This window comes from Paenibacillus lemnae (assembly GCF_012933385.1).
Lineage (GTDB): Bacteria > Bacillota > Bacilli > Paenibacillales > Paenibacillaceae > Paenibacillus_AQ > Paenibacillus_AQ lemnae.
Map to the genome: position 1 here is coordinate 121,587 of NZ_JABBPN010000006.1, position 20,808 is coordinate 142,394.

Annotated in this window: 19 protein-coding genes; 5 read left to right on the top strand and 14 right to left on the bottom strand. The window is 46.2% G+C overall.

All coding sequences use genetic code 11. The annotated features are described in order from the left end of the window. Positions 1–54: 54 nt before the first annotated feature. On the bottom strand, positions 55–1,092 hold the full coding sequence (locus tag HII30_RS09065) for an NADH:flavin oxidoreductase/NADH oxidase (protein ID WP_169504697.1): 1,038 nt from the start codon (positions 1,090–1,092) through the stop codon (positions 55–57). Positions 1,093–1,246: 154 nt separating this feature from the next. Here HII30_RS09065 and HII30_RS09070 point away from each other — a divergent pair, with 154 nt between their 5' ends. Further along, positions 1,247–2,026: a polysaccharide deacetylase family protein gene (locus HII30_RS09070; RefSeq protein WP_169504698.1), complete on the top strand. Its 780-nt coding sequence runs from the start codon at positions 1,247–1,249 to the stop codon at positions 2,024–2,026. 67 nt (positions 2,027–2,093) lie between these two features. On the opposite strand, the gene HII30_RS09075 is transcribed toward HII30_RS09070, so the two are convergent. The 5 genes from HII30_RS09075 to HII30_RS09095 all read right to left on the bottom strand — a co-directional run bounded on the left by HII30_RS09075 (position 2,094) and on the right by HII30_RS09095 (position 5,805). Further along, positions 2,094–2,333 carry a hypothetical protein gene (locus tag HII30_RS09075; protein ID WP_169504699.1) on the bottom strand — a complete coding sequence of 80 codons (240 nt, stop codon included), beginning with the start codon at positions 2,331–2,333 and terminating at the stop codon, positions 2,094–2,096. A gap of 23 nt (positions 2,334–2,356) precedes the next feature. After that, positions 2,357–2,599 (bottom strand): hypothetical protein, encoded by a 243-nt coding sequence (locus HII30_RS09080; RefSeq protein WP_169504700.1) that lies wholly within the window; start codon positions 2,597–2,599, stop codon positions 2,357–2,359. 253 nt (positions 2,600–2,852) lie between these two features. Next, positions 2,853–3,503 carry a 3D domain-containing protein gene (locus HII30_RS09085; RefSeq protein WP_211184502.1) on the bottom strand — a complete coding sequence of 217 codons (651 nt, stop codon included), beginning with the start codon at positions 3,501–3,503 and terminating at the stop codon, positions 2,853–2,855. 141 nt (positions 3,504–3,644) lie between these two features. Continuing rightward, positions 3,645–4,367, bottom strand: coding sequence for an ATP-binding cassette domain-containing protein (locus HII30_RS09090; RefSeq protein WP_169504701.1), 723 nt, complete (start codon positions 4,365–4,367; stop codon positions 3,645–3,647). After that, positions 4,354–5,805: an ABC transporter substrate-binding protein/permease gene (locus HII30_RS09095; protein WP_169504702.1), complete on the bottom strand. Its 1,452-nt coding sequence runs from the start codon at positions 5,803–5,805 to the stop codon at positions 4,354–4,356. Before HII30_RS09095 ends, HII30_RS09090 begins: the two co-directional genes overlap by 14 nt. A 271-nt stretch (positions 5,806–6,076) precedes the next feature. Here HII30_RS09095 and HII30_RS09100 point away from each other — a divergent pair, with 271 nt between their 5' ends. After that, complete coding sequence (locus tag HII30_RS09100) at positions 6,077–7,822, top strand: alpha-glycosidase (RefSeq protein WP_169504703.1); 1,746 nt, start codon at positions 6,077–6,079, stop codon at positions 7,820–7,822. 89 nt (positions 7,823–7,911) lie between these two features. On the opposite strand, the gene glgA is transcribed toward HII30_RS09100, so the two are convergent. Both glgA and glgB read right to left on the bottom strand, forming a co-directional pair. Then, the gene (gene glgA / locus HII30_RS09105; protein WP_169504704.1) at positions 7,912–9,351 is read right to left on the bottom strand and encodes a glycogen synthase GlgA; all 1,440 of its coding nucleotides are present in this window, start codon (positions 9,349–9,351) and stop codon (positions 7,912–7,914) included. Positions 9,352–9,376: 25 nt separating this feature from the next. Next, positions 9,377–11,323, bottom strand: coding sequence for a 1,4-alpha-glucan branching protein GlgB (gene glgB, locus HII30_RS09110; RefSeq protein ID WP_169504760.1), 1,947 nt, complete (start codon positions 11,321–11,323; stop codon positions 9,377–9,379). Between the two features lie 209 nt (positions 11,324–11,532). On the opposite strand from glgB, the gene HII30_RS09115 reads away from it, so the two are divergent. Further along, a complete protein-coding gene (locus tag HII30_RS09115; protein ID WP_169504705.1) occupies positions 11,533–12,744 on the top strand; it encodes a glucose-1-phosphate adenylyltransferase in 1,212 nt (403 codons plus the stop codon). A 55-nt stretch (positions 12,745–12,799) separates the two neighbouring features. On the opposite strand, the gene HII30_RS09120 is transcribed toward HII30_RS09115, so the two are convergent. The 6 genes from HII30_RS09120 to HII30_RS09145 all read right to left on the bottom strand — a co-directional run bounded on the left by HII30_RS09120 (position 12,800) and on the right by HII30_RS09145 (position 18,891). Next, positions 12,800–13,342 carry a GNAT family N-acetyltransferase gene (locus tag HII30_RS09120; RefSeq protein ID WP_211184504.1) on the bottom strand — a complete coding sequence of 181 codons (543 nt, stop codon included), beginning with the start codon at positions 13,340–13,342 and terminating at the stop codon, positions 12,800–12,802. Positions 13,343–13,363: 21 nt separating this feature from the next. Then, positions 13,364–14,845, bottom strand: a complete 1,482-nt coding sequence (locus HII30_RS09125) for a sensor histidine kinase (RefSeq protein ID WP_169504706.1) — start codon at positions 14,843–14,845, stop codon at positions 13,364–13,366. Next, positions 14,842–15,540: a response regulator transcription factor gene (locus HII30_RS09130; RefSeq protein ID WP_169504707.1), complete on the bottom strand. Its 699-nt coding sequence runs from the start codon at positions 15,538–15,540 to the stop codon at positions 14,842–14,844. Before HII30_RS09130 ends, HII30_RS09125 begins: the two co-directional genes overlap by 4 nt. 3 nt (positions 15,541–15,543) lie before the next feature. Further along, positions 15,544–16,866, bottom strand: a complete 1,323-nt coding sequence (locus HII30_RS09135) for an FG-GAP repeat domain-containing protein (RefSeq protein WP_343045088.1) — start codon at positions 16,864–16,866, stop codon at positions 15,544–15,546. A 63-nt stretch (positions 16,867–16,929) separates the two neighbouring features. Further along, positions 16,930–17,652 (bottom strand): phosphonate ABC transporter ATP-binding protein, encoded by a 723-nt coding sequence (locus tag HII30_RS09140; RefSeq protein WP_169504709.1) that lies wholly within the window; start codon positions 17,650–17,652, stop codon positions 16,930–16,932. 81 nt (positions 17,653–17,733) lie between these two features. After that, positions 17,734–18,891 (bottom strand): MFS transporter, encoded by a 1,158-nt coding sequence (locus HII30_RS09145; RefSeq protein WP_246246214.1) that lies wholly within the window; start codon positions 18,889–18,891, stop codon positions 17,734–17,736. Positions 18,892–19,048: 157 nt separating this feature from the next. Between HII30_RS09145 and HII30_RS09150 the strand changes: the two genes are divergently transcribed. Further along, positions 19,049–19,975, top strand: coding sequence for an ArsR/SmtB family transcription factor (locus HII30_RS09150; RefSeq protein WP_169504711.1), 927 nt, complete (start codon positions 19,049–19,051; stop codon positions 19,973–19,975). 41 nt (positions 19,976–20,016) lie between these two features. After that, positions 20,017–20,775 carry an HAD family hydrolase gene (locus HII30_RS09155; RefSeq protein WP_169504712.1) on the top strand — a complete coding sequence of 253 codons (759 nt, stop codon included), beginning with the start codon at positions 20,017–20,019 and terminating at the stop codon, positions 20,773–20,775. Positions 20,776–20,808 lie beyond the last annotated feature (33 nt).

Genomic DNA, 20,808 nt, shown 5'->3' on the forward strand with positions numbered 1-20,808 from the left:
CATGCTTATTCAATACGCAGCAGTCTTAGAAGAGGTTTCATGATTTTTAATACATCACTTGTTTTTGCGCGGAAATCCTCTTTCATAGGCTTTAGGTACTTTCTGTTCTCCCTGAAGCGCTTCAGAAGCATGCAGTGCCCAGTAAGGATCTTTCAGCATTCCGCGGCCTACAGCGACCAAATCCGCTTTACCTTCCAGAATCACATTCTGAGCCACTTCGAATTCATCCAGCAGACCGACAGCAATCACCGGTGTATGCAGCTTCTTCTTAAATTCATCGGCAAGATCCACTTGGTATGCGGGAACCGCTTTTGGACCTCCGTCCGACCCAACCGGTCCTTCTCCGCCTGATGTAATATGAAAAATATCCACGCCCGCATGTTTATAGCGCTCGCATATTGAAGCAATATAGTCGATACCATATCCGTCCTCAACATATTCTTTCGCAGAGACGCGCATAATGATGGGCATCCCTTCCGGCAAAACCTCTTTTACAGCCTGCACCACTTTTTCACCGAATAAAGCATAATCTTTACCGTACTCGTCCTTCCTCTGGTTCGTCAGCGGAGAATGAAACTGGTGAATGAGATATCCATGTGCTCCGTGGATTTCAACCGTATCAAATCCCGCTTCTACCGCACGTCTTGCTCCTTCACGGTATAACTGGATCTTCTCTTCCACCTCATCCGTGCTCAAAGCACGAGGCATACCGTACTGCGAGCTGAACGGGATGCATGAAGGTGCCATCGGCGGTTCTGCGTCCTGAGCCTTGCGGCCGGCATGGCCGAGCTGGATTCCTATTTTGGTGCCATAGGAGTGAACACTGTCCACAATTTTGCGGTATGCGGGGATATGTTCGTCGCTCCAAATGCCTGTATCTTGATCCGATATGCGTCCATCGGGCTCAATGGCAGTCATTTCTATAATAATGAGGCCTGTGCCTCCAACGGCACGGCTTACATAATGCACATAATGCCAATCATTGGGATTACCGTCTTCGGCCTGAACCGAGTACTGACACATCGGCGGCATTACAATCCGGTTCTTCAATGTAAGATTCTTAAAACTGTATGGTGTAAATAAATCAGCCAAACGGATTCATTCCTTCCTGCTTAAATATATTGCAACATCATTATACACCTTATGGCCTGCCTATCCAAAAAAGAAGCTTACAGCAGCCCACTTGGAAGATTCAAGCATATTTTGAACGACTCCAGGGCATACCAATAAAAAGATAAAGGAGCCGATGAACTTGAACCATCTCTACGCCCCTTGGATCAAAATAGGTTTGATATGTATTTTACTATTCACCCTTCCCTGCACTACTGTACAAGGCTTTTCGGATGCCTCAGACAGACTAGGACAAGAATCCTCAGACCGGCTAACATTAAGCCAGCTGCTGAAGAAGTATCCTGATACGTTCCGTGCCAAGGGACCGGCTAATCGGCAGATCGCGTTAACTTTTGATGATGTTCCAGATCCGAGATTCACGCCTCAGGTACTCGATATTTTAAAAAAAGAGAACGTGAAAGCAACGTTTTTTGTAGTTGGCAGCCGCGCAAAAAAACATCCTTCTCTCGTTAAAAGAATGAAGTTTGAGGGCCACACCATCGGCAATCATTCTTACAATCATGCACAGTTTGGCTTGTTAAGCCTGCCTGAATTTCAGTCACAGATTAAAAAAACGAACATGATTATCCAGAAGATTACGGGCGAAACTCCCACGCTTATTCGTCCGCCCTATGGTGATATCACAGAAGAACAGCTTCTATGGGCTCGCAAGCATCAATATAAGGTTGTTAACTGGAACGTCGACTCTCTGGATTGGAAAGGCCTGAATAAAGAGCAGATTAAAGAGAATATTTTGTCCGCTGCAGGTCCGGGAGCGATCGTTCTTCAGCATGCTGGCGGTGGAAAAGGCTCTGATCTCTCTGGCACCCTTCAGGCGCTGCCCGAAGTGATCCATGACCTGAGAAGCAAGGGATACTCATTCGTCACGCTTCCTGAGCTTTTACAGCTGCGTTAAGACTATATAAATTTCATCTTATGTAAAAAGGCTGCCGGGATCGCGGCAGCTTTTTTTGATAATCTGATTATTGAATTGCATAATAGAAAATTTCACCGTTAGAATCTTGATACAGTCCGGTAAAAATGTGCGCACTGCCGTCACCCGGTGCATGGTAGAGCATTGAGCAGCAGCCGGATCCATCATAAAACCAATAGGACCATCCGCCGGAAGATCCTGCTTGAGCACTTGCTGAGCCAACCATGGCAAAGCTCAGGATCATCACAAACGTAAATACGGTTATGAGCCGCTTTTTCAGTGTGTTCATCCGCGTTCACCGCCTTGGGGTTATTATCGGTTCAAATACACAACTTGAATTTCTTGCACATCGCTCAAATTGAATACATCACCGAAGGAATTTTGATAGATCGGCAATGCCCAAGCGCCCTGATCATTCGTGTAATACAACTGCGCCCATGTGCTTGAACCGTCATTAAACCAGTAAGTGAAGTCCGCCGATGCCATAGCTCCAAATGATAACGACGCTACCAGCACAATGGTAAACAGTACCGTGTACCGACTAAAGCTTTTCATGAAGTGACCTCCTTTCCTGCAGGATACCGAGGAATCAGCCAATGTTTGGAAGACTTTACCTCTATGTACCTTTCCCCTAATTATAGAAATATTAAACATATAATTACCAACTAATGTAATTTACTTTTCCCACCTGCGTGAAAATAGTAAACTCCAGCAAGCGCTGACAAAGCGGTCTATTTATCCTAAGATATCAGCATATTGGGCACGCTATATAAGAAAAAAGGCGGCCGCTAAGAGCCGTCTTTACAAATTATTTAATCATATATAATTTCACATTCTGATATCCGAAAGCACTCACGGATTTAGGAGATCCTGGAATAAAAATATCGACACGGTTTTCCTTGATAGCGCCTCCGATATCTCTAGCGACAGCCACGAATGCTTTCTTGGGCAGACTTGGATGCCTGTGTCCTGTTACGAGTACCTTAGTACCCAGCGGAATCACTTTAGGATCAACGGCGATCGTACCGAGCTTAAGGGGGTTTCCGAAGTAATCGACCGCTCCCCATCCGCCGTTTTCACTTGCAGCTGAAGAATAAGCTGTAGCTTTCACCGACATTGTCTTGCTGTATTGAAAAGTTTTGCCCCAAGCTTTTACAACGTTTTGTTCCGGAAAGACATGCAAGCTGGGAATGAAGCTGCTGGCAGTATTCCCGCCTGGTATATTGACTTTAAGGCCGGGATATATGTTTAGAGCCTGAATGCCCGGATTTGCGTTCATGAGAGAGTTCAAAGGGACACTGTATTTCTTGGAGAGCAGGTAAAAGGTGTCACCTTGTTTCGTCGTATGTACGGATGCTGCCTCCGCTGCCGGAATTGCTGCTGAAGTCATACTGAATGTCATCGCAGCGGCTGTAAACCATTTTAACACTTTACTTTTGGACCATGTTTTCAGATTCATCTGGATGCCTCCTTGCTGTAATGGTTACAAATATATCACATTTTTGTAACCACTTCTGCATGAAAATGCTTCCATCACTTGGGAGCCGCTCATAAAAATAGGGCTGCCCTTGGTGGACAACCCCATTGGTTCAACTTAACTTTACAGCACTTTGCTCAAGAACTCCCGGGTACGGGGATGTGACGGGTTGGAGAAAATTTGATCCGGTGCTCCCTCTTCCACGATGCGGCCGCCGTCCATGAACAGAATGCGGTCGCCAACCTCGCGTGCAAATCCCATCTCATGTGTCACGATGACCATGGTCATTCCGTTTTCAGCCAGTTTTTTCATAACTTCCAGAACTTCTCCGACCATTTCGGGATCCAGCGCCGAGGTCGGTTCGTCAAAGAGCATCACATGCGGCTGCATGGCCAAAGCACGGGCAATGGCGATCCGCTGCTTTTGACCACCCGACAACTGGGAAGGATACGCATTTCTCTTATCCTGCAGCCCAACCGTCTTCAGCAGCTCATCTGCCACTTTTTCCGCATCTGACCGGGATTGTCCCCTTACTTTCATCGGAGCCAGAGTAATGTTCTCCAGCACGCTCTTATGCGGAAACAAATTAAACTGTTGAAACACCATCCCCATTTTCTCGCGGGTAGCGTTGATGTTATGATTCTTGGCGGTGATTTGTTCGCCCTCGAACATGATTTCTCCGGAAGTCGGCTGCTCCAGCAGATTCAGACATCGCAAAAATGTACTTTTCCCCGAGCCGCTTGGACCGATGACGACGACAACTTCACCCTTCTGAATCTCGGCGCTAATTCCTTTCAGAATCTCGACTTTGCTAAACGATTTATGCAGATCTTTAACGGTGATCACTGGCGCTCAATCTCCTTTCCAGCACACCCATCAGCTTCGAGAGTGTGAATGTCAGTATGAAATAGATTATGGCTGCTACAAGCAGCGGATTCAATGGCGCAAAGGTGCTGCCTCGCAAAATCTGTGATTGATACATCAAATCAAACACACCAATAAAGGATACAATGGATGATTCTTTAATAATCACAATAAACTCGTTACCGATGGCAGGCAGTACAGCCTTGAATGCTTGTGGAAGCACAATGTGGCGCATGGCTGCTACACGGCTCATACCGAGCGACCGGGCTGCCTCCAGCTGACCACGGTCGACGCCCTGTATACCGGCCCGGAAGATCTCGGCCAAATATGCAGCACTGTTAAGAGACAGGGTCAGGATACCGGATTGAATCGGCGTAAACTTAATATCGAATGCGGGAAGACTGTAATGAATAATGAACAGCTGTACCAGCATTGGGGTTCCGCGGAAGACCTCAATATAAGCGGTCGACAGAAACTTTAGTATAGAAATCCCTGACATTCTCATTAGAGCCAGCACTAAACCGAGGATAAATCCAAAAAACACACCCAGTGCTGAGATCAGCAGGGTAAATTGAATCCCTTTGAGATAATAATCACGGTATTTCCAGAAGAACTCAAACGTATTTAATTCTTCTTTCACCCGTCCTGCCGCCAAGTCCCCGGCTTCATCCACATACTTCTGAACCAGATCATTCTGGACTAAGCGTTCCAGTGTCTGATTAATGCTGTTCAGCAGTTCTTCATTGCCTTTACGGACACCAACCGCGTATTCATCATTTTCACTTACCGGCTTGGCATCTGTAATTGCCATGGTTTCGATATCCATATTGGCATTGGCAATCGGATACTCCGCGATAACGGCATCTACACGTCCCGTATCCAGCTGAAGGAGAAGGTCCGGTATTTTATCCAGGGAAGTCACCTGCGCATTCGGAATATTAGCTGCAATACCTTCCTGCACGGAAGCCTTCTGAACACCAATTCGAGCACCCTCCAAACTTTCCATGGTGCTGTATTTCTCTTGATCTTCTTTGCGCACAACGATGGATTGCTCTGCACGGTAGTAAGGAATGGAGAAATCAATACTTTTCCGGCGTTCCTCTGTCGGATTCATCCCTGAGATGACAAAATCGACACGGCCGCTGGTCAGTTCGGGCAGCAATGCATCAAATGAAGTATCTTTAATGACCAGCTCTGCGCCTAAATCTTTGGCAATTTCCTTCGCAATTTCAATATCAAATCCGACGATCGTATCAACACCGTCAATGGTTTTATGAAACTCGTAAGGCATATAATCGGCACTCGTACCCAGGATAATCGTTTTCTTCTCTTGTTCTGCTCCTGCGATCCCTGCAATCGAGCCTACGGACAGTAAAATTACCATCAGTAGAAGCATGGAGATTTTCATTTTAGTTCTCATATTACGGTATCTCTCCTCTGTGGTTTTTCCATTTAAAAGCTCATGACCTGTGTCATTATAGAACAGCATGCATGAATATGCAATGGTCTTCCAATTTTTTTCATAAAAAACGTATAGAATCAGTCATTCACTGAATTGGAGCTTCTAAACGATGGTCAATTAACGAAAGAAAGCGCACTCAATTATAATAGGTAGAGAAAAATGAATATCTATGATTCAATTGCTAACCTGGCTGGTTATTAACGCCTAGACTCATACAGGAGGTGCAGCCATGCTGTTAGAAGCGATCTACCATGTTCCACGTGATAAGTGGGCGTATGCCTATGATACCTCAACGATTCACCTGCGTGTCCGCACCCAAAAAAATAATGTGGAATGTGTAGTGGCCATGACCGGTGACAAATACGACTGGGAACGGACCTATTATGAAATAACGATGGAAAAGGCTGCATCTGATGGCATGTTTGATTATTGGGAATGTGCTGTTTCGCCGCAATATAAACGGCTATCTTATGGATTCCGTTTTCATAATGATAATGAAACGATATATTTGACAGATACGGGCCTGAGCCACGACTATCCATACCCTCCCGGCGGATACTTTGAGTTTCCTTATATCCATGAAGTTGATGTATTCAAAGTTCCAGACTGGGCTAAGGAAGCTGTGTTCTATCAGATCATGCCTGAACGATATTGTAACGGTGACACATCCAACGACCCGGAAGGCACCGAGCCTTGGGGCGGCCAGCCGAAATACGATAATTTTTTTGGCGGCGATCTTCAAGGGGTGATGAACCACCTGGATGATTTAACGGAACTTGGCATTAACGCAATCTATTTCACACCTCTTTTCCTTTCTCCTTCCAATCACAAGTATGATATCGTCGATTATAAACAGGTTGACCCGCACTTTGGTACGAATGAATTGTTTAAACAACTTGTAGACCAATGTCATGAACGCGGGATACGGGTTATGCTGGATGCAGTATTCAATCATTGCAGCGATCAGTTTCCTCCTTTTCAGGATGTTGTTAAACATGGAGCGGACTCCAAATACAAAGATTGGTTTCATGTGAATGAGTTTCCGGTCGCCGTAAATGATGGCATACCTACGTACGATACCTTTGGTTTCTTTGCGAATATGCCGAAATTCAATACCGCCAACCCGGAGGTAAAAAAATACCTGCTGGAAGTTGCCGAATACTGGATTAAAGAAATTCATGTGGACGGCTGGCGCCTGGATGTAGCCAACGAAATCGACCATGATTTTTGGCGTGATTTCCGTAAAGTGGTGAAGGGTGCTAATCCTGAAGCTTACATTGTGGGTGAAGTGTGGTCAGACTCTCTCATTTGGCTGATGGGGGATGAGTTCGATTCAGTGATGAACTATCCTTTTGCAGATAAAGTACTGGCCTTCTTTAACGGAGCGATGGATGGACGAACGTTTGCTGACAATATGGCTTCGCTCATTATGAGATACCCTCAGCAAACCAATGAAGTGGTCTTTAATATGCTGTGCAGTCATGACACCCAGCGTCTGCTCAATCGGGTCGGCAACGATATCCGCCGTATGAAATTACCTGTCGTCTTTTTGTTCACCTACATTGGAACACCCTGCATCTTTTACGGGGATGAGATTGGTCTCACCGGAGGCGATGACCCGGATTGCCGTAAATGTATGGAATGGGATCCGGACAAACAACAAACCGAACTGTATGATTTCTACAAACTCATGATACAGCTGCGCAGAAAACATAAAGCGCTTCGGGAAGGACGTTTCCGCTTTTTGAAAGCTGATCCAAACGATCCGTGCATTATTTATGAGCGTGTAGACGATAAAGTACATTTTATTATCTGGATGAACAATACGGATCAGCCTCGAACGTTAACTCATCCACTCGTCAAGAATGATTGGTATGATGCCCTTTCTCAAGAGAAAGTAGACACGGAGGACGGCATTATGAATATTAATCTGGACGCTTACGGGTACCGTATTTTATGCCGAAGCCTCCAATAAACAGAAAAAGCTTCCGAAAAGAGATGATCAACATTTCTCTTCGGAAGCTCTTTTTTTGTTCACATCATATCTGCCAAACTGCAAAACCTTTACAAGATCCGGCCTGAAATTTGATCATAAATATCCATATACTGTTTAGCAGACACAAGCCAGCTGTAGTCTCCTGACATTGCATTTTTGGTCAGCTGCTTCCAGTGCTCTGGTTGACGGTATATAGACTCAGCCCGCCGAATGGTGTTCATCATGTCATGTGCATTATAGCTCGAGAAGGAAAATCCATTTCCTTCACGGGTGAACTCGTTATAAGCGTGTACCGTATCATTCAACCCGCCGGTTTCCCTGACAATCGGGATACTGCCATAACGCAGTGCAAGCAATTGACTAATACCGCATGGCTCAAATTTGGAAGGCATTAAGAACAAATCACTCGCAGCATAAACCCGACGGGACAACGGCTCGTTAAAAAGAATCTGCGCGGAGCATTTGTCCTGGTGACGATTGGCCGCTTCTCTGAACCAGTGCTCATAAGAAGCTTCTCCTGTTCCCAAAATGACAAATTGAATATCGTCGTAATACAACAGCTCATCCAAAATGCGAACGACAAGATCCAGTCCCTTGGAATCGACCAGTCGTGTGACCATGGCCATCATAGGCACCTGGCTCTTGACCGGCAGGCCCAGTTCTTTTTGAAGTTCCTGCTTGTTCTTCACCTTTTTGGCCAGATTGCTGCGATACTTTACTGCTAGATGTGGATCACTGGACGGATTATAGCTCTTCGTATCGATCCCGTTGACAATCCCGCTCAGTTTATTTCCTTGAGAGGACAACAATCCGTCAAGCCCGTAACCGTAATACGATGTTTGAATTTCCCTGGCATATGTTGGACTCACTGTCGTTACGTGATCGCTATATACAATGCCCGCTTTCAGAAAATTAACATTGCCATAATATTCTACGCCATCCGCATGAAAATATCGGCTGTGCAGGCCCAAAGTGTCTACCAGCACTTCGTACGGGAATACGCCTTGATACAGCAGGTTGTGGATGGTAAAGACCGTCCGGATATCCTCATAAAATTCCTGATACCTGTAATCTGCTTCAAGGAGAAGCGGAATCATACCCGTATGCCAGTCATGACAGTGAATCACATCAGGCTGAAAATCGATAAGCGGAAGAATGTCCAAAACCGCGCGGTTAAAGAATGAGAAGCGTTCACCATCATCCATATACCCGTAGATTCCATCTCTTCGGAAATAATATTCGTTATCGATAAAATAAACGGTTACTCCATCTTCCACGATTTTATCTACACCGCAAAACTGCTTTCTCCAGCCTACTTGAACGCGGACTTCTCCAACATGCTCCATGTTCTCACGGTAAGAGTCTGGAATACTTCCATACTTCGGCATAACCACCCGAATGTCAGCTCCGGCTTTTTGAAGCGCCTTGGGCAGGGCTCCAATCACATCAGCCAAACCTCCTGTTTTGATAAAGGGTACTCCTTCTGCAGCAGCAAATAACAGCTTCATGGCTCACTCTCCCTCTTCTTTTTATCTATTTCTTTTCTGCCTTATCAACACCGGCTTTGCGGGGACGAGGCGGTTTTTTCTTTAAAATCACCATGCTCAGTGGCGGAACCACAATCTCTACACTTTGGTGCTGGTCATGCCAGACGGTTTTATCTGTTTTCAGAATCCCGTCATTGACTCGGCCTTCTCCACCAAAGACAATGCTGTCGGAGTTAAAAATTTCTTCATATTGGCCTGGTTTAGGCATCCCGATCCGGTACTGGGGATGGAACACCGGCTGAAAATTAATCACAACAATCAACGTGTCGCCCGGTTTCCTGCTCTTCCGCATATAGGAGATGACACTTTGATTATGATCATTGGCAGAAATCCATTGGAACCCTTCCAGGTCATGATCAAGCTCCCATAAGGCTTTCTGATCCCGGTAAAGCTTGTTCAAAGCAGCTGAATAAGCGTGAAGCTGGCGATGGGATTCATAATCCAGCAGCAACCAGTCGAGCTGTTCCTGATCTTTCCACTCGATAAACTGTCCAAACTCGCCCCCCATAAACAGAAGCTTCTTCCCCGGCTGAGTCATTAAATAACCTAATAGTCCGCGTAAACCGGCAAATTTCTGCTCATAAGAACCGGGCATTTTGTTTAGCAGCGACTTCTTGCCGTGTACCACCTCATCGTGGGATAAAGGCAGCGTAAAGTTTTCTGAGTAGGCGTAACAGATTGGGAATGTCAGCAGATGATGTTTATCAGGCCGCTGATGAAAATCCTCTTCTATGTATGATAGCGTATCGTTCATCCAGCCCATATTCCATTTGTAATTAAATCCAAGTCCGCCTTCATGCGCAGGCGATGTCACTCCAGGCCATGCGCTCGACTCTTCTGCCATCATCAAGGCATGGGGGAAATATTCAAACACCGTTTTGTTAAGCTCCTGCAAGAAGGAGATTGCCTCCAGATTTTCAAGCGTCCCCTGCTCATTAACTTGATACTGGTGTTCTTTCTTTTCAAAATCCAGACGAATCATACTGGTTACTGCATCTACACGCAGACCGTCAATATGATACATTTCCATCCAGAAAATGGCGTTTGAAATGAGGAATGAACGAACTTCCGGTTTGGAATAATCGAAAGAGAGTGTTCCCCAGCCCGGTTTTTCCGCTTTCATCTGATCTTCGTATTCGTAAAGGGCCATGCCGTCAAACTGCCTCAACCCATGAGCATCTTTGGCAAAATGAGCGGGAACCCAATCCAGCAGAACACCGATGTCTGCCTGGTGAAGCCGGTCTACCAGATACATGAACTCGTGCGGCGTGCCGTATCGGCTGGTCAGTGCATAAAAACCTGTGCCTTGGTATCCCCATGATAAATCATAAGGGTGTTCGGAAAGCGGCATAAATTCCACATGTGTGTAATTCATTTCGAGCAGATAAGGTATTAGCAAATCCGCCATCTCGCTGTACGTATAGAACGTACCGTCTTCCCGCTGACGCCATGTTCCGAAATGCATTTCATAAATGTTAATGGGTTTCCGATAAATGGCCGATACTGCCTTTTTCCGTCGGTAAGCTCCATCATTCCATTTATATCCGGACAAATCGGCAATGACTGACGCAGTTGCCGGGCGCAGCTCTGAACGAAATGCATAAGGATCTGCTTTCAGAAATATTTCATCATAAGGTCCCGTTATCTGGTATTTGTATAATGTTCCAGCCGACATGCCGGGAAAAAAACGACTCCAAACGCCGGTTTCGGGTATCCTAAATAACGAATCTTGTGACCCGTCCCATGCATTCCAGTCACCAGCCAGGCCAACATGTTTGGCATGCGGAGCCCATACAGTAAACCTGACTCCTTCAACACCATCCTCTGTGCGAGGGTGCGCCCCCATGAAGCGATGGCTGTGAAATGATGTTCCTTCATGAAAAAGATAAAGCGATTCTTGAACTGCGTTTCCATCCCAAAATGGTTTGCCAATCAAATGATCACCTTCTTATCTTAAGATCTAATTTTACACATAAAAAAACCATATAACATCATTACCCCATTCTAACCATTTTGAAAATAAAAATGATACTGAAAAATAAATATGTAATTTTCATAAAAATAAATCAATATAATCGTTTCAAACCCCTGAGCAATCGTTTAAGTAGATATTACGTTGAAAAATTTTGGGAGGGAAACGTGATGAAGAGAAAAGAATGCATCGCCATGCTGCTGGCGGGAGGAGAGGGCAAGAGATTAGCCCCACTAACGTCTAAGCTTGCAAAACCAGCCGTTCCGTTTGGGGGCCATTACCGTATTATCGATTTTCCTCTCAGCAACTGTGTGAACTCGGGAATCGATACCGTCGGTGTTTTAACACAGTATGAAAGCAGTTCGCTCCATAATCATATCGGTGAAGGTGAACCTTGGAAATTTTCACAGAATGATGATAACGGAATCGCTTTACTATCTTCACAAGATCTAGGCAGTGAGTACCTGGGTACCGCTGATGCGATCTATAAAAATTTGGAATACATTGACCGCCAGGATCCAGAACATGTATTGGTTCTATCCGGTGATCACATTTATCATATGAACTATCGCGAAATGCTGGATGCACATATTGAACAAGGTGCAGCCGCCACCATTTCCGTTATGGAAGTGCCGTGGGAGCAAGCCAGCCGATTTGGGGTCATGAGTGTGGACGGGGACCTCAAAATCACTGAATTTGCTGAGAAACCTGAGAAACCGGAAAGCAATCTGGCTTCCATGGGAATATACCTCTTCCGTTGGGATTATCTGAAACGTCATCTCCTTGAGGATGCTGCTGATCCGAAATCGACACACGACTTCGGAAAAGATGTCATTCCTAAAATGCTGTCTGAAGACAATCCGCTTTTGGCCTTCCGATTCAAGGGTTACTGGAGAGATGTTGGTACGGTTGAAAGCCTATGGGAAGCCCATATGGATGTACTGGATCAAACCGACCTGGTTCTCGAAAACGAACAATGGCCGATGTTCACGCGTCCTTGGCGTACCAAAATCACTGCTCATCCTTCACGTCCGCTGGAAGCGGGTGACAGCTTTATTCATGATAGCTGCTATTTTGAAGGCAAAGCAAAACGCTCTGTCATCTTCTGTGGAGCCGAGATTGGTAAACAGTCGTTGGTTAAGGACAGTGTCGTAATGCCGAACGTGAAAATTGGCAAAGGTGTTCATATTGAGCACGCAATCATCGGTGAAGGTGCAGTAATCAAAGATGGTGCCATTGTCAAAGGCAGCTTAGGCAATGTAATCGTAGTCGGACCTCATGAGACGGTTTCTCCAAAACCGATGGTTCGTACTCAGCCATCCCGCCTTCTGCAGGAAGTATACGAAAAAGGCCGCCTGCGCGCCAACGTTTCTTCGTCCTAAGATCAACAAAAAGCGATCCGTTATCATGACGGATCGCTTTTTTTGTATTTTATATCTAAGATGTCATGTCGACCCAGGACTTCTCATATAGATGGACCGTACGGTTCGTCAATTGCTGTGCTGCAACAAAGTGATAGCCCAGCCCTTGATAATATTCATTCAGGCTGGGCAGATGAGATACACAATCCAGCCGCAGTCCCCTTTTCTTTTGCTGTTTGGAACGGTTCTCTGCAAAGTCAATCATTCGGCTTCCCAGTTCCATACCTCGATATTGAGGCAGAATGGCAAACCGATGCAAATAGCTGTAATCCGGATGATTTCGTTCACCCCAATACGCTGGATCACTATCCTGGAGAGTGAACATGCCCGCAGGGGTGTCATTATCATAAAGGATCCACACTTCGCGTTCCTTTAAATACTCTCTCATGAGGTCCATACTAAACATGTCTGGTATCCATTGATTACGCTGCTGAATAACCATATCTTCCGCCACCGCAGTCAGCAGCTGAAACATGATCTTCTCTTCACCTTCCATGGCTCTTCGAAGCTGAAATGAGCCCAGCGGGGTTTCAAGCAGGCTGCATGCATCAATTGTCATGTTCTCCTCCTCCCTCCTGTCTTATGGCTCCCTGACTCCTTCATGTACAGGGAGAATGCTGTTTATCGGTAACGATTTAACATCAGCGTCATTTTCCGGGATTAGGGCAGCAAGTTCAGGGCTTGGTAAAGGCAGTTTCACTTTTACGGATGTACCCTGACCAAATTCGCTCTCCAGCTCCAAATGTCCGTGATGAAGTTCCACCAGCTGCTGAGTGATGGCAAGGCCAAGTCCCGTTCCGCCATTCACAGGATTCACTTGGAAGAACCGGTCTTTCACCCGCTTGATATGTTCTTCGCTGATGCCAATGCCATAATCTTGAACCGTAACCGTAACAAACTTCTCATCAAGCTCAAATGACAGCTGTACTGTACCATGTTCATGTGAGAATTTAATTGCATTATCGACTAGATTCAAGAACACCTGTTTAAGCCGATTCGCATCTCCGTAGATCATAGGTTTCAGCTCACTGTCCAGGTTGATAAGCACTCCTTTTTTCTCGGCTTTGGCCCACAGATTCAGCATAATTTCCTGCAGCAGTTCCCGCAGGTTGACTACACCCGTTACCAGCTTCATTTCATTCTGCTGCAGCTTGGCAAAGTCAAGAATTTCTTCCACCAGGCCGATCAAACGATCTGTCTCTTTCGTAATGATCTGCATTCCGATCTTCGTTTCATCGGGATCATACCCTCCGGAATTCAAAGTCTCGCTCCAGCCTTTGATACTGGTTAGCGGGGTCCTGAGCTCGTGAGATATAGAAGAGATAAAGTCATCCTTGACCTGATTGCTGCGTACAATTTCTTGTGCCATATAATTCAGTGTGGATGCCAGCTCACCTAATTCGTACTTGTAATCACCTTTAACTCTAACATCAAAGCGTCCTTTAGCCATCTGGGCGGACACCGCGCGGATGTTATTGATCGGCTTCACAATGGAATTCGCCAGACCAATACTGAAAGCCAGAACAGTCGCCAGAACGGCAGTACCGATAAGGATAGAGAGCAGCGTAACATTCAACAGCTTGTCATTGATCTTATCCAGGGACGTCACATAACGCAGTACATATTGGTTTTCTCCGGCATTTTTAAGTGTCCTGGATACCGCCATGACAATTTGATTCGTTCCCTGCTGCTTTCCGACCCAGCGGCTCGTTTCACCGGATAATGCCTGAGTGACGTCGCTCGTTCTAATCACCATGTCCGTATCAAATTTATTTGAACTGGATATGATCTGGCCGTCCAGGCTTAATACCTGAAGCTCTGTTCCGAACAGCTCGAAATAAGACATGATCCGTGTCATAGCTGATGTGCTTTGGTCATTTAATCCGAAGGTTTGGTAATATTCATCGGCCCACCCAATATGAGAGGCGATATGACTAAACACGCTGTCATAGTAATACGTTCGAATTGCGAGAAGAAAAATAACCTCGACCAGCAGAAGCGCCATAAACACGACTAAAAAGTAGTGCAGTACGATCTCCCGCCGGATCCCTTTTTTGATCATTGGCCCTGACCCTTCCATTTATAACCGTGTCCCCATACCGTCTGCAGGAATTCCGGCTCGGAAGGATTATTCTCAATTTTCTGACGAAGTCTCCGAATGTTCACATCCACGATTTTGGGGTCACCCATATATTCTTTGCCCCATACATGATCCAGCAGCACATCACGGCTGAGCGGTGTATTCTCTTTCTCCAGAAAGAACTGGACCAGTGAGAATTCTGTTGGTGTCAATTCCAGAGATTTTCCGTCTTTTTTAAATAACTTCGAAATCAAGTCCAGTGTAAACGGACCGGATTGAAATGTGACCTTGGCTGCACCTGCTCGCTGGACATTCACCCGCCGCAGCAGGGATTGAAGACGCGCAATCAGCTCCGTAGGGCTGAATGGTTTGCTGACATGGTCATCTGCTCCAACGGAGAGCGCGTACACTTTATCCTGTTCCTGCACCTTCGCTGTTAAAAATATAATACCGATACGTTCATTGGTTTCCCTGATGCGGCGGCATACTTCAAAGCCGTCAATTCCAGGCACCATGACATCCAGCAAAGCAATATCGATATCAGGCACCGTCTGCAGCAGATGAAGAGCTTGATCTCCATCTCCGGCTTCAATAACTTCCAGCCCGTTTCGTTTCAGGTTAATGACAATAAAACTGCGGATCGACTCTTCATCTTCCAGTATAAGGACCTTGCTCAATGTCTATTTCCCCTTTCTTTCTATAGGTGCAACCTCATTGCTGTTGGTTTTTCTTTCATTTTTGGTCAGTTTCAGATCACCTTTGTAACCGATGACCTGCTCCTCATCTTTCACTAGAAGTTTCCACTCCTGTTTCGCCTGCTCCCACTCTGCTGTAGAGAAAAACTTCACTTCAGCGACCGTCTTGCCGCTGTCCTGAAGAATGAATTTGAGATACTTGTCTTTATCCGATTCCGGATCAATCGTTATTAAATTATGCCATTCCGGCGGAAAATTTAAAAAGAAACGGTCATCCATGTCTTCATATCGCTGGGTTACAAAATTCAGGCCTTTCTGGCTGCTTGCAAGAAGGGTCTCGCCATCCCACTGATAGTACGTGCTCAGAAACGGGATTTCATCGAACCTCGCTCCTTCCCAGCCGGAAGGCTCCTGAAGCAGGCCAATCTCCAGAATGCCGTCTCCATTAATATCCTGGCTGATAACCGGCAGTTCTTTGTACGCCGCATCCTCTTTAAGTACATCCACAAGCTCACCATCCTCCATCACAATCATTTTGGAGGTGGATGCATTGGATACGATGGATGTATCGAGGATGATACCTTCTCTGTCTTCAGCCACTTTTCCTGAGACAATATTGTAATAACTTTCGATATTTTGACCAAGGTCCAGCTTGGTTAGCTCTTGAAAATCTTCAATAGTGCTGTCATATTGATATGTCGTGATAGAAGAAAGCTCGTATTTCTGAAGTGAGACCACCGTTAACTCATCCACCCGGTCGCCATTTAAATCAGTCACTTCAAAATGTGTATAAGGCAATGGAAGTATTTTGCGCAGCGAGTCACCAGTGAAGGTATAAACCGCCATACCGTTCTGCAGCTCTCTTTCACCGCGTGAGAAGCCTGCCACAATATCCAGCTTGCCATCATTCGTAATATCAATTAAATCAAAGGATTCCAGAACCGTACCTTCACCGTCAAAATCCAGCTTTTTCACCCAGGAGTTCCCCTGCTGCTGCAGGATCATGCCGTGGATTTGCACTTCCTCGTTCGGTGTCTTGTAAAAAACGACGGCTTCCATAATTCCGTCATTATTTAAGTCTTCAATACGTATGGAGCTCGGATCTGAATCGCTCCGTGGACGAATAATGTCCCCTTTTTCCGTACCGCTGCCATTAATAGAGGAGATAACAGCTCCCATCAGCGTCGCCTTATCTGCTGGCAGATCCGGCGTCGTCATTAAAGATACCGGATCACTGATAAAACTGCAGCCGCTCAGCAGCATAATCAAGCAGCCCGAAGCTGCATTTTTTAACCATCGTAACTTCACATGCATCACTCTTTCTTTGGCTTACCTTGAAGATCCATCAGCAGGCTATAAGATCAGGTTTCCCTACAGTCTGTTTTTTTCACCATGTGTCAGACGTCTGCCCGTTACATCTACCGCGATCTGGCCTCCTGCCAGCCCGATAATACGTGTGCAGTACTTTTCCGCCAGTTCCAAAGGAATGACCGCAACCACAGTCAGACCTTCTTCGTCACAGAGAGTCCTTAAGGTCTGCAGAACATTCTCAGCGGACTTGGGATCGAGGCCCATAACCGGTTCATCAGCAAGTATGACGTTCGCTCCATGGACCAGTGCTCTTGCAATCGCAATTCGCTGTTTTTCACCACCACTCAGTTCTCCGGCCTTGCGCTTGGCTTTATCCAGCAATCCCAAATCTTCAATCGTATCCATGGCACCCATATAATCATCGGATCGTACCATACCGGTTACCATACGCCAGAGCGGGGTTTGGCTGTATTGACCGACTAACACATTCTTCAGTGCGGTCCGGTTCTGGTTCAGCACCGGGTTTTGCTCCAAATAAGCCCATTCCCGCCGCACCTTCCGTTTGCCGCCTGATTGCTTAAGCACATCCTCTCCATCGATGAGGAAACGTCCCCCGTCCCATTTTTGACGCATCGCCAAACAGCCGAGCAGCAGGCTTTTCCCGCTTCCGCTAGCCCCGATTAAACCGATCATTTCTCCTCGTTCCATTTGAAAGCTTATATCATTCAGCACCGGTTTTTTCTCGGTGATGACCATCTTCTTGAGGCGATCCACTTTAATCATTTCTCTCTCTCCCGTCAAGGTTCTATTCCTAATCTCTAGTTTAGAAGAAAGCGTAAGCAATTGCCATGAGAACAGCTGTTCCTATCCTGGGTTTGAACCTCTTTTAAACCACAGACTTGAGCAGGCAAAGAGGATATACAATAACCCCATAACGATAAACACGCCGCTTATCCATCCAGTCTGCATAGCCGCCCCTCCCACATTAGGTCCCAGGATGCTTCCAATGTTAAAATGGAACGCAGCCACCACATTCGCGGCAGGCAGCAAAGTCCGGGGTAAAATATCAGCAGCATAAGCCAGCCCCAGCGAAAAGAAGGAGCCGACCATCCCGCCGGCAATCGTGAGCAGGATGAGCACAGGCCAATAGCTGGTGCCGGCAAATGGAATCAGCATAAAGCACACACCACCTGTTATGCCTGCTGTCATCAGAATCTTTTTGCGGCCAAAGCGGTCACTCCAGATGCCAAGGGGAAGCTGAAGAAGCAAGCCCCCAATCCCGACAAACGGGAGAAGCGATGAGATCTGCTCCAGTGAAAACCCGCTGCGGAGTCCGTAAACCGGAAAGTTACTGTTGATACCCGCTTCCATATAACCGTACAAAAAAGCCGGCAGCAGCGCATACCAAGCCAGTGCGTAGCTTTTCATATACCGTCCTCTGCCAGGCGCGTCACCACTTGCTTGACGTTCTGGCCTTACATCCGGCATCCGGATGAGAACGATCACAAGCAAAACAGCAAACAATACAGCCAATCCAAAAAAAGGCACATGATTACCAAAATTCAGTAGATTGATCCCTAGCGGTCCCATACTAAATCCGAGCCCATAGGACATGCCATAGATCGAAATACTTCTTCCGCGGTTCCGGCTGGTCGACATCATCAATACCCACAGCTGAGAAGCATAATGAAGGGCACTGTCACCCACACCGACCAGAATCCGAAGAACAAACCATAAACCGACACTCGGAAACAGCGGAAACACCATCAAGGACAGCATGACCAGTACAAGCCCGGCGGCAATCAGTTTTTTGAATCCGACTTTCCCCAGGATTCTCTCAGCAGCAAGTGTCATTCCGAATGAACCGATGTACAGGGCGGCTGCGTTCATCCCGTTCATGCCTGAAGACACACCCATCCTTTCGAGAAATATAGCGAGCACGGGAAGCAGCATACCTTGACTGATTCCGGCCGCCACAATAACGCCAATTAATATAAAATACAGGGTTTTATCCTGTTTCATCTCTGAGGTGCCTGACATGATGATGCCCCTTTCTATCGGTAAAACAAAAATATGTTATCTATAAACCTGAAAGCCAAATGAACATTATAGTGGACAACCTTGTTCCTTACAAGCCATAATAAAAATAATGTCAATCCACCGGGAGGGTACCCGTTTCATGAAGTATAAAGTAAGCATTGATGTTTCCGCGGTGTACGAGCTGCTCAGCAGCTTTATGATCTATGTCACGGAAAAATGGACCGACAACCTGGACATCGGATCCCAGTTTAAGAGTGATCTGGACCAACAGCTCCCGACTCACGTTGTGAATGAACTCAAAAAAGCCGGCAGCTGGCCTTTTTTAGACTTTGATGTCCTTTATGCGCTCGTCATCATTCGAGAGAAAAACCCTGAGGACCATATCGAATCCTTTCTTTCTTGGGTACAGAACAGTTCACCACAAAAACTGCATCCGCAGCTGACTCCATTCATGCCATCGCTGACCCTGGAGGATTTAACTCGGGTGATGTCTGCATATCCACCACTCCTTACGCTTTGGAACCTTCATTACTTCTCAGAAGTTGAAGAGGAATTCCGTGTACTGATTGAGGAAGATGCTCAGGAGAAATCCGTGCTGCTTCTCAAAATGGAGTCAGAGAGCTTGATCGAATATGCCACAGGTGGTGTCGTCCTTGATGATCTTCCTGTTTCTTCGGTTATCCTGTTTCCCGGTGTACATTTCAGGCCCATCAATACATATTGCTTCTATGAGAATCTCCTTCTCATTCAGTATCCGGTTGATGTGCCGGAGGAGAACGAAGATGATCCGCCCATGGTTCTGCTCCGTATGACGGAAGCGCTGCACGATGCCGAAAGACTGCGATTGCTGCGTTTTGTTGCAGATGAACCAAAGACAGTCGGTGAAATCGCCCAGCATCTTCAACTTTCTGATGAGAAGCTTTTGCACCATCTGGTTATATTAAGAGCAGCCGGACTGCTGCGTTCGCATGTGAATGCAGAAGACCAGAACGGACGTTTCAGCTTAAGGCCGGACGGTGCATCGGAACTCCAGATGTTTCTGGAATCCTATATGCGGTTATCTTAGTGACGATACAATAGATAGATAAGTGGTTAGGAGTGAGACAGATGAGCAGCACGAAACAACATATTATTTTTGATATGGACGATACATTGATCCACTGCAACAAATATTTTGATTTGATCCTTGCCGACTTTTTTGAACGAATGACGAACTGGTTTCAATCCTCAAACATCACCACGGACGATGTCCGTTCCAAGCAAATGGAGATTGATATTGCTGGTGTGAACAAGCTTGGATTCGCCAGTGCAAACTTCCCGCAGTCCTTGATTGATACGTATCGTTATTTCAGCCAGCTTCATGGCAGACCGCCTGTGCTTGAAGAAGAAGAGCAGCTGTTCCAGCTCGGCCTCAGCGTTTATGATCAGGAGGTGGAGGCGTATCCTGGCATGGTAGAAACGTTGAATGTGCTGCAGCATGAAGGACATCATCTTCACTTATATACTGGCGGCGAAACTAAAATTCAAAAACGTAAAATTGAGCAAATGAAGCTCGCTGATTATTTTGAAGACCGGATCTATATCCGGCAGCATAAAAACATCGATGCGTTGGAGAAAATTCTGCGTACCGGCGATTTCCAGAGATCCAGCACCTGGATGGTGGGCAACTCCCTTCGGACAGATGTCATCCCTGCGCTTACAGCCCGAATCAATACGATCTATATCAAGCAAAAAACCGAGTGGCATTACAATCTGGTGGAATTAAAAGAGGAGCCGGATAATATCCTGTACACCGTTCCTGCGCTCACCGAGGTGCCGCAAATCATCGCCAACCATGGCATTCTCACGCCCCAAAGACACTCTTAAAAAAATTCAAAAGGCAGCTGTTCCGGGATCATT

What these genes read in the sequence shown, in the direction of transcription:
- HII30_RS09120 (WP_211184504.1), bottom strand. Translation starts at nt 13,342, where the DNA reads ATGACAATTGATGCATGCAGCCTGCTTGAAACCCCGCTGGGCTCATTT.
- HII30_RS09075 (WP_169504699.1), bottom strand. Translation starts at nt 2,333, where the DNA reads ATGAACACACTGAAAAAGCGGCTCATAACCGTATTTACGTTTGTGATG.
- glgA (WP_169504704.1), bottom strand. Translation starts at nt 9,351, where the DNA reads ATGAAGCTGTTATTTGCTGCTGCAGAAGGAGTACCCTTTATCAAAACA.
- HII30_RS09125 (WP_169504706.1), bottom strand. Translation starts at nt 14,845, where the DNA reads ATGATCAAAAAAGGGATCCGGCGGGAGATCGTACTGCACTACTTTTTA.
- HII30_RS09115 (WP_169504705.1), top strand. Translation starts at nt 11,533, where the DNA reads ATGAAGAGAAAAGAATGCATCGCCATGCTGCTGGCGGGAGGAGAGGGC.
- HII30_RS09070 (WP_169504698.1), top strand. Translation starts at nt 1,247, where the DNA reads ATGAACTTGAACCATCTCTACGCCCCTTGGATCAAAATAGGTTTGATA.
- HII30_RS09095 (WP_169504702.1), bottom strand. Translation starts at nt 5,805, where the DNA reads ATGAGAACTAAAATGAAAATCTCCATGCTTCTACTGATGGTAATTTTA.
- HII30_RS09155 (WP_169504712.1), top strand. Translation starts at nt 20,017, where the DNA reads ATGAGCAGCACGAAACAACATATTATTTTTGATATGGACGATACATTG.
- HII30_RS09140 (WP_169504709.1), bottom strand. Translation starts at nt 17,652, where the DNA reads ATGATTAAAGTGGATCGCCTCAAGAAGATGGTCATCACCGAGAAAAAA.
- HII30_RS09150 (WP_169504711.1), top strand. Translation starts at nt 19,049, where the DNA reads ATGAAGTATAAAGTAAGCATTGATGTTTCCGCGGTGTACGAGCTGCTC.
- HII30_RS09100 (WP_169504703.1), top strand. Translation starts at nt 6,077, where the DNA reads ATGCTGTTAGAAGCGATCTACCATGTTCCACGTGATAAGTGGGCGTAT.
- HII30_RS09145 (WP_246246214.1), bottom strand. Translation starts at nt 18,891, where the DNA reads ATGAAACAGGATAAAACCCTGTATTTTATATTAATTGGCGTTATTGTG.
- HII30_RS09085 (WP_211184502.1), bottom strand. Translation starts at nt 3,503, where the DNA reads ATGAATCTGAAAACATGGTCCAAAAGTAAAGTGTTAAAATGGTTTACA.
- HII30_RS09080 (WP_169504700.1), bottom strand. Translation starts at nt 2,599, where the DNA reads ATGAAAAGCTTTAGTCGGTACACGGTACTGTTTACCATTGTGCTGGTA.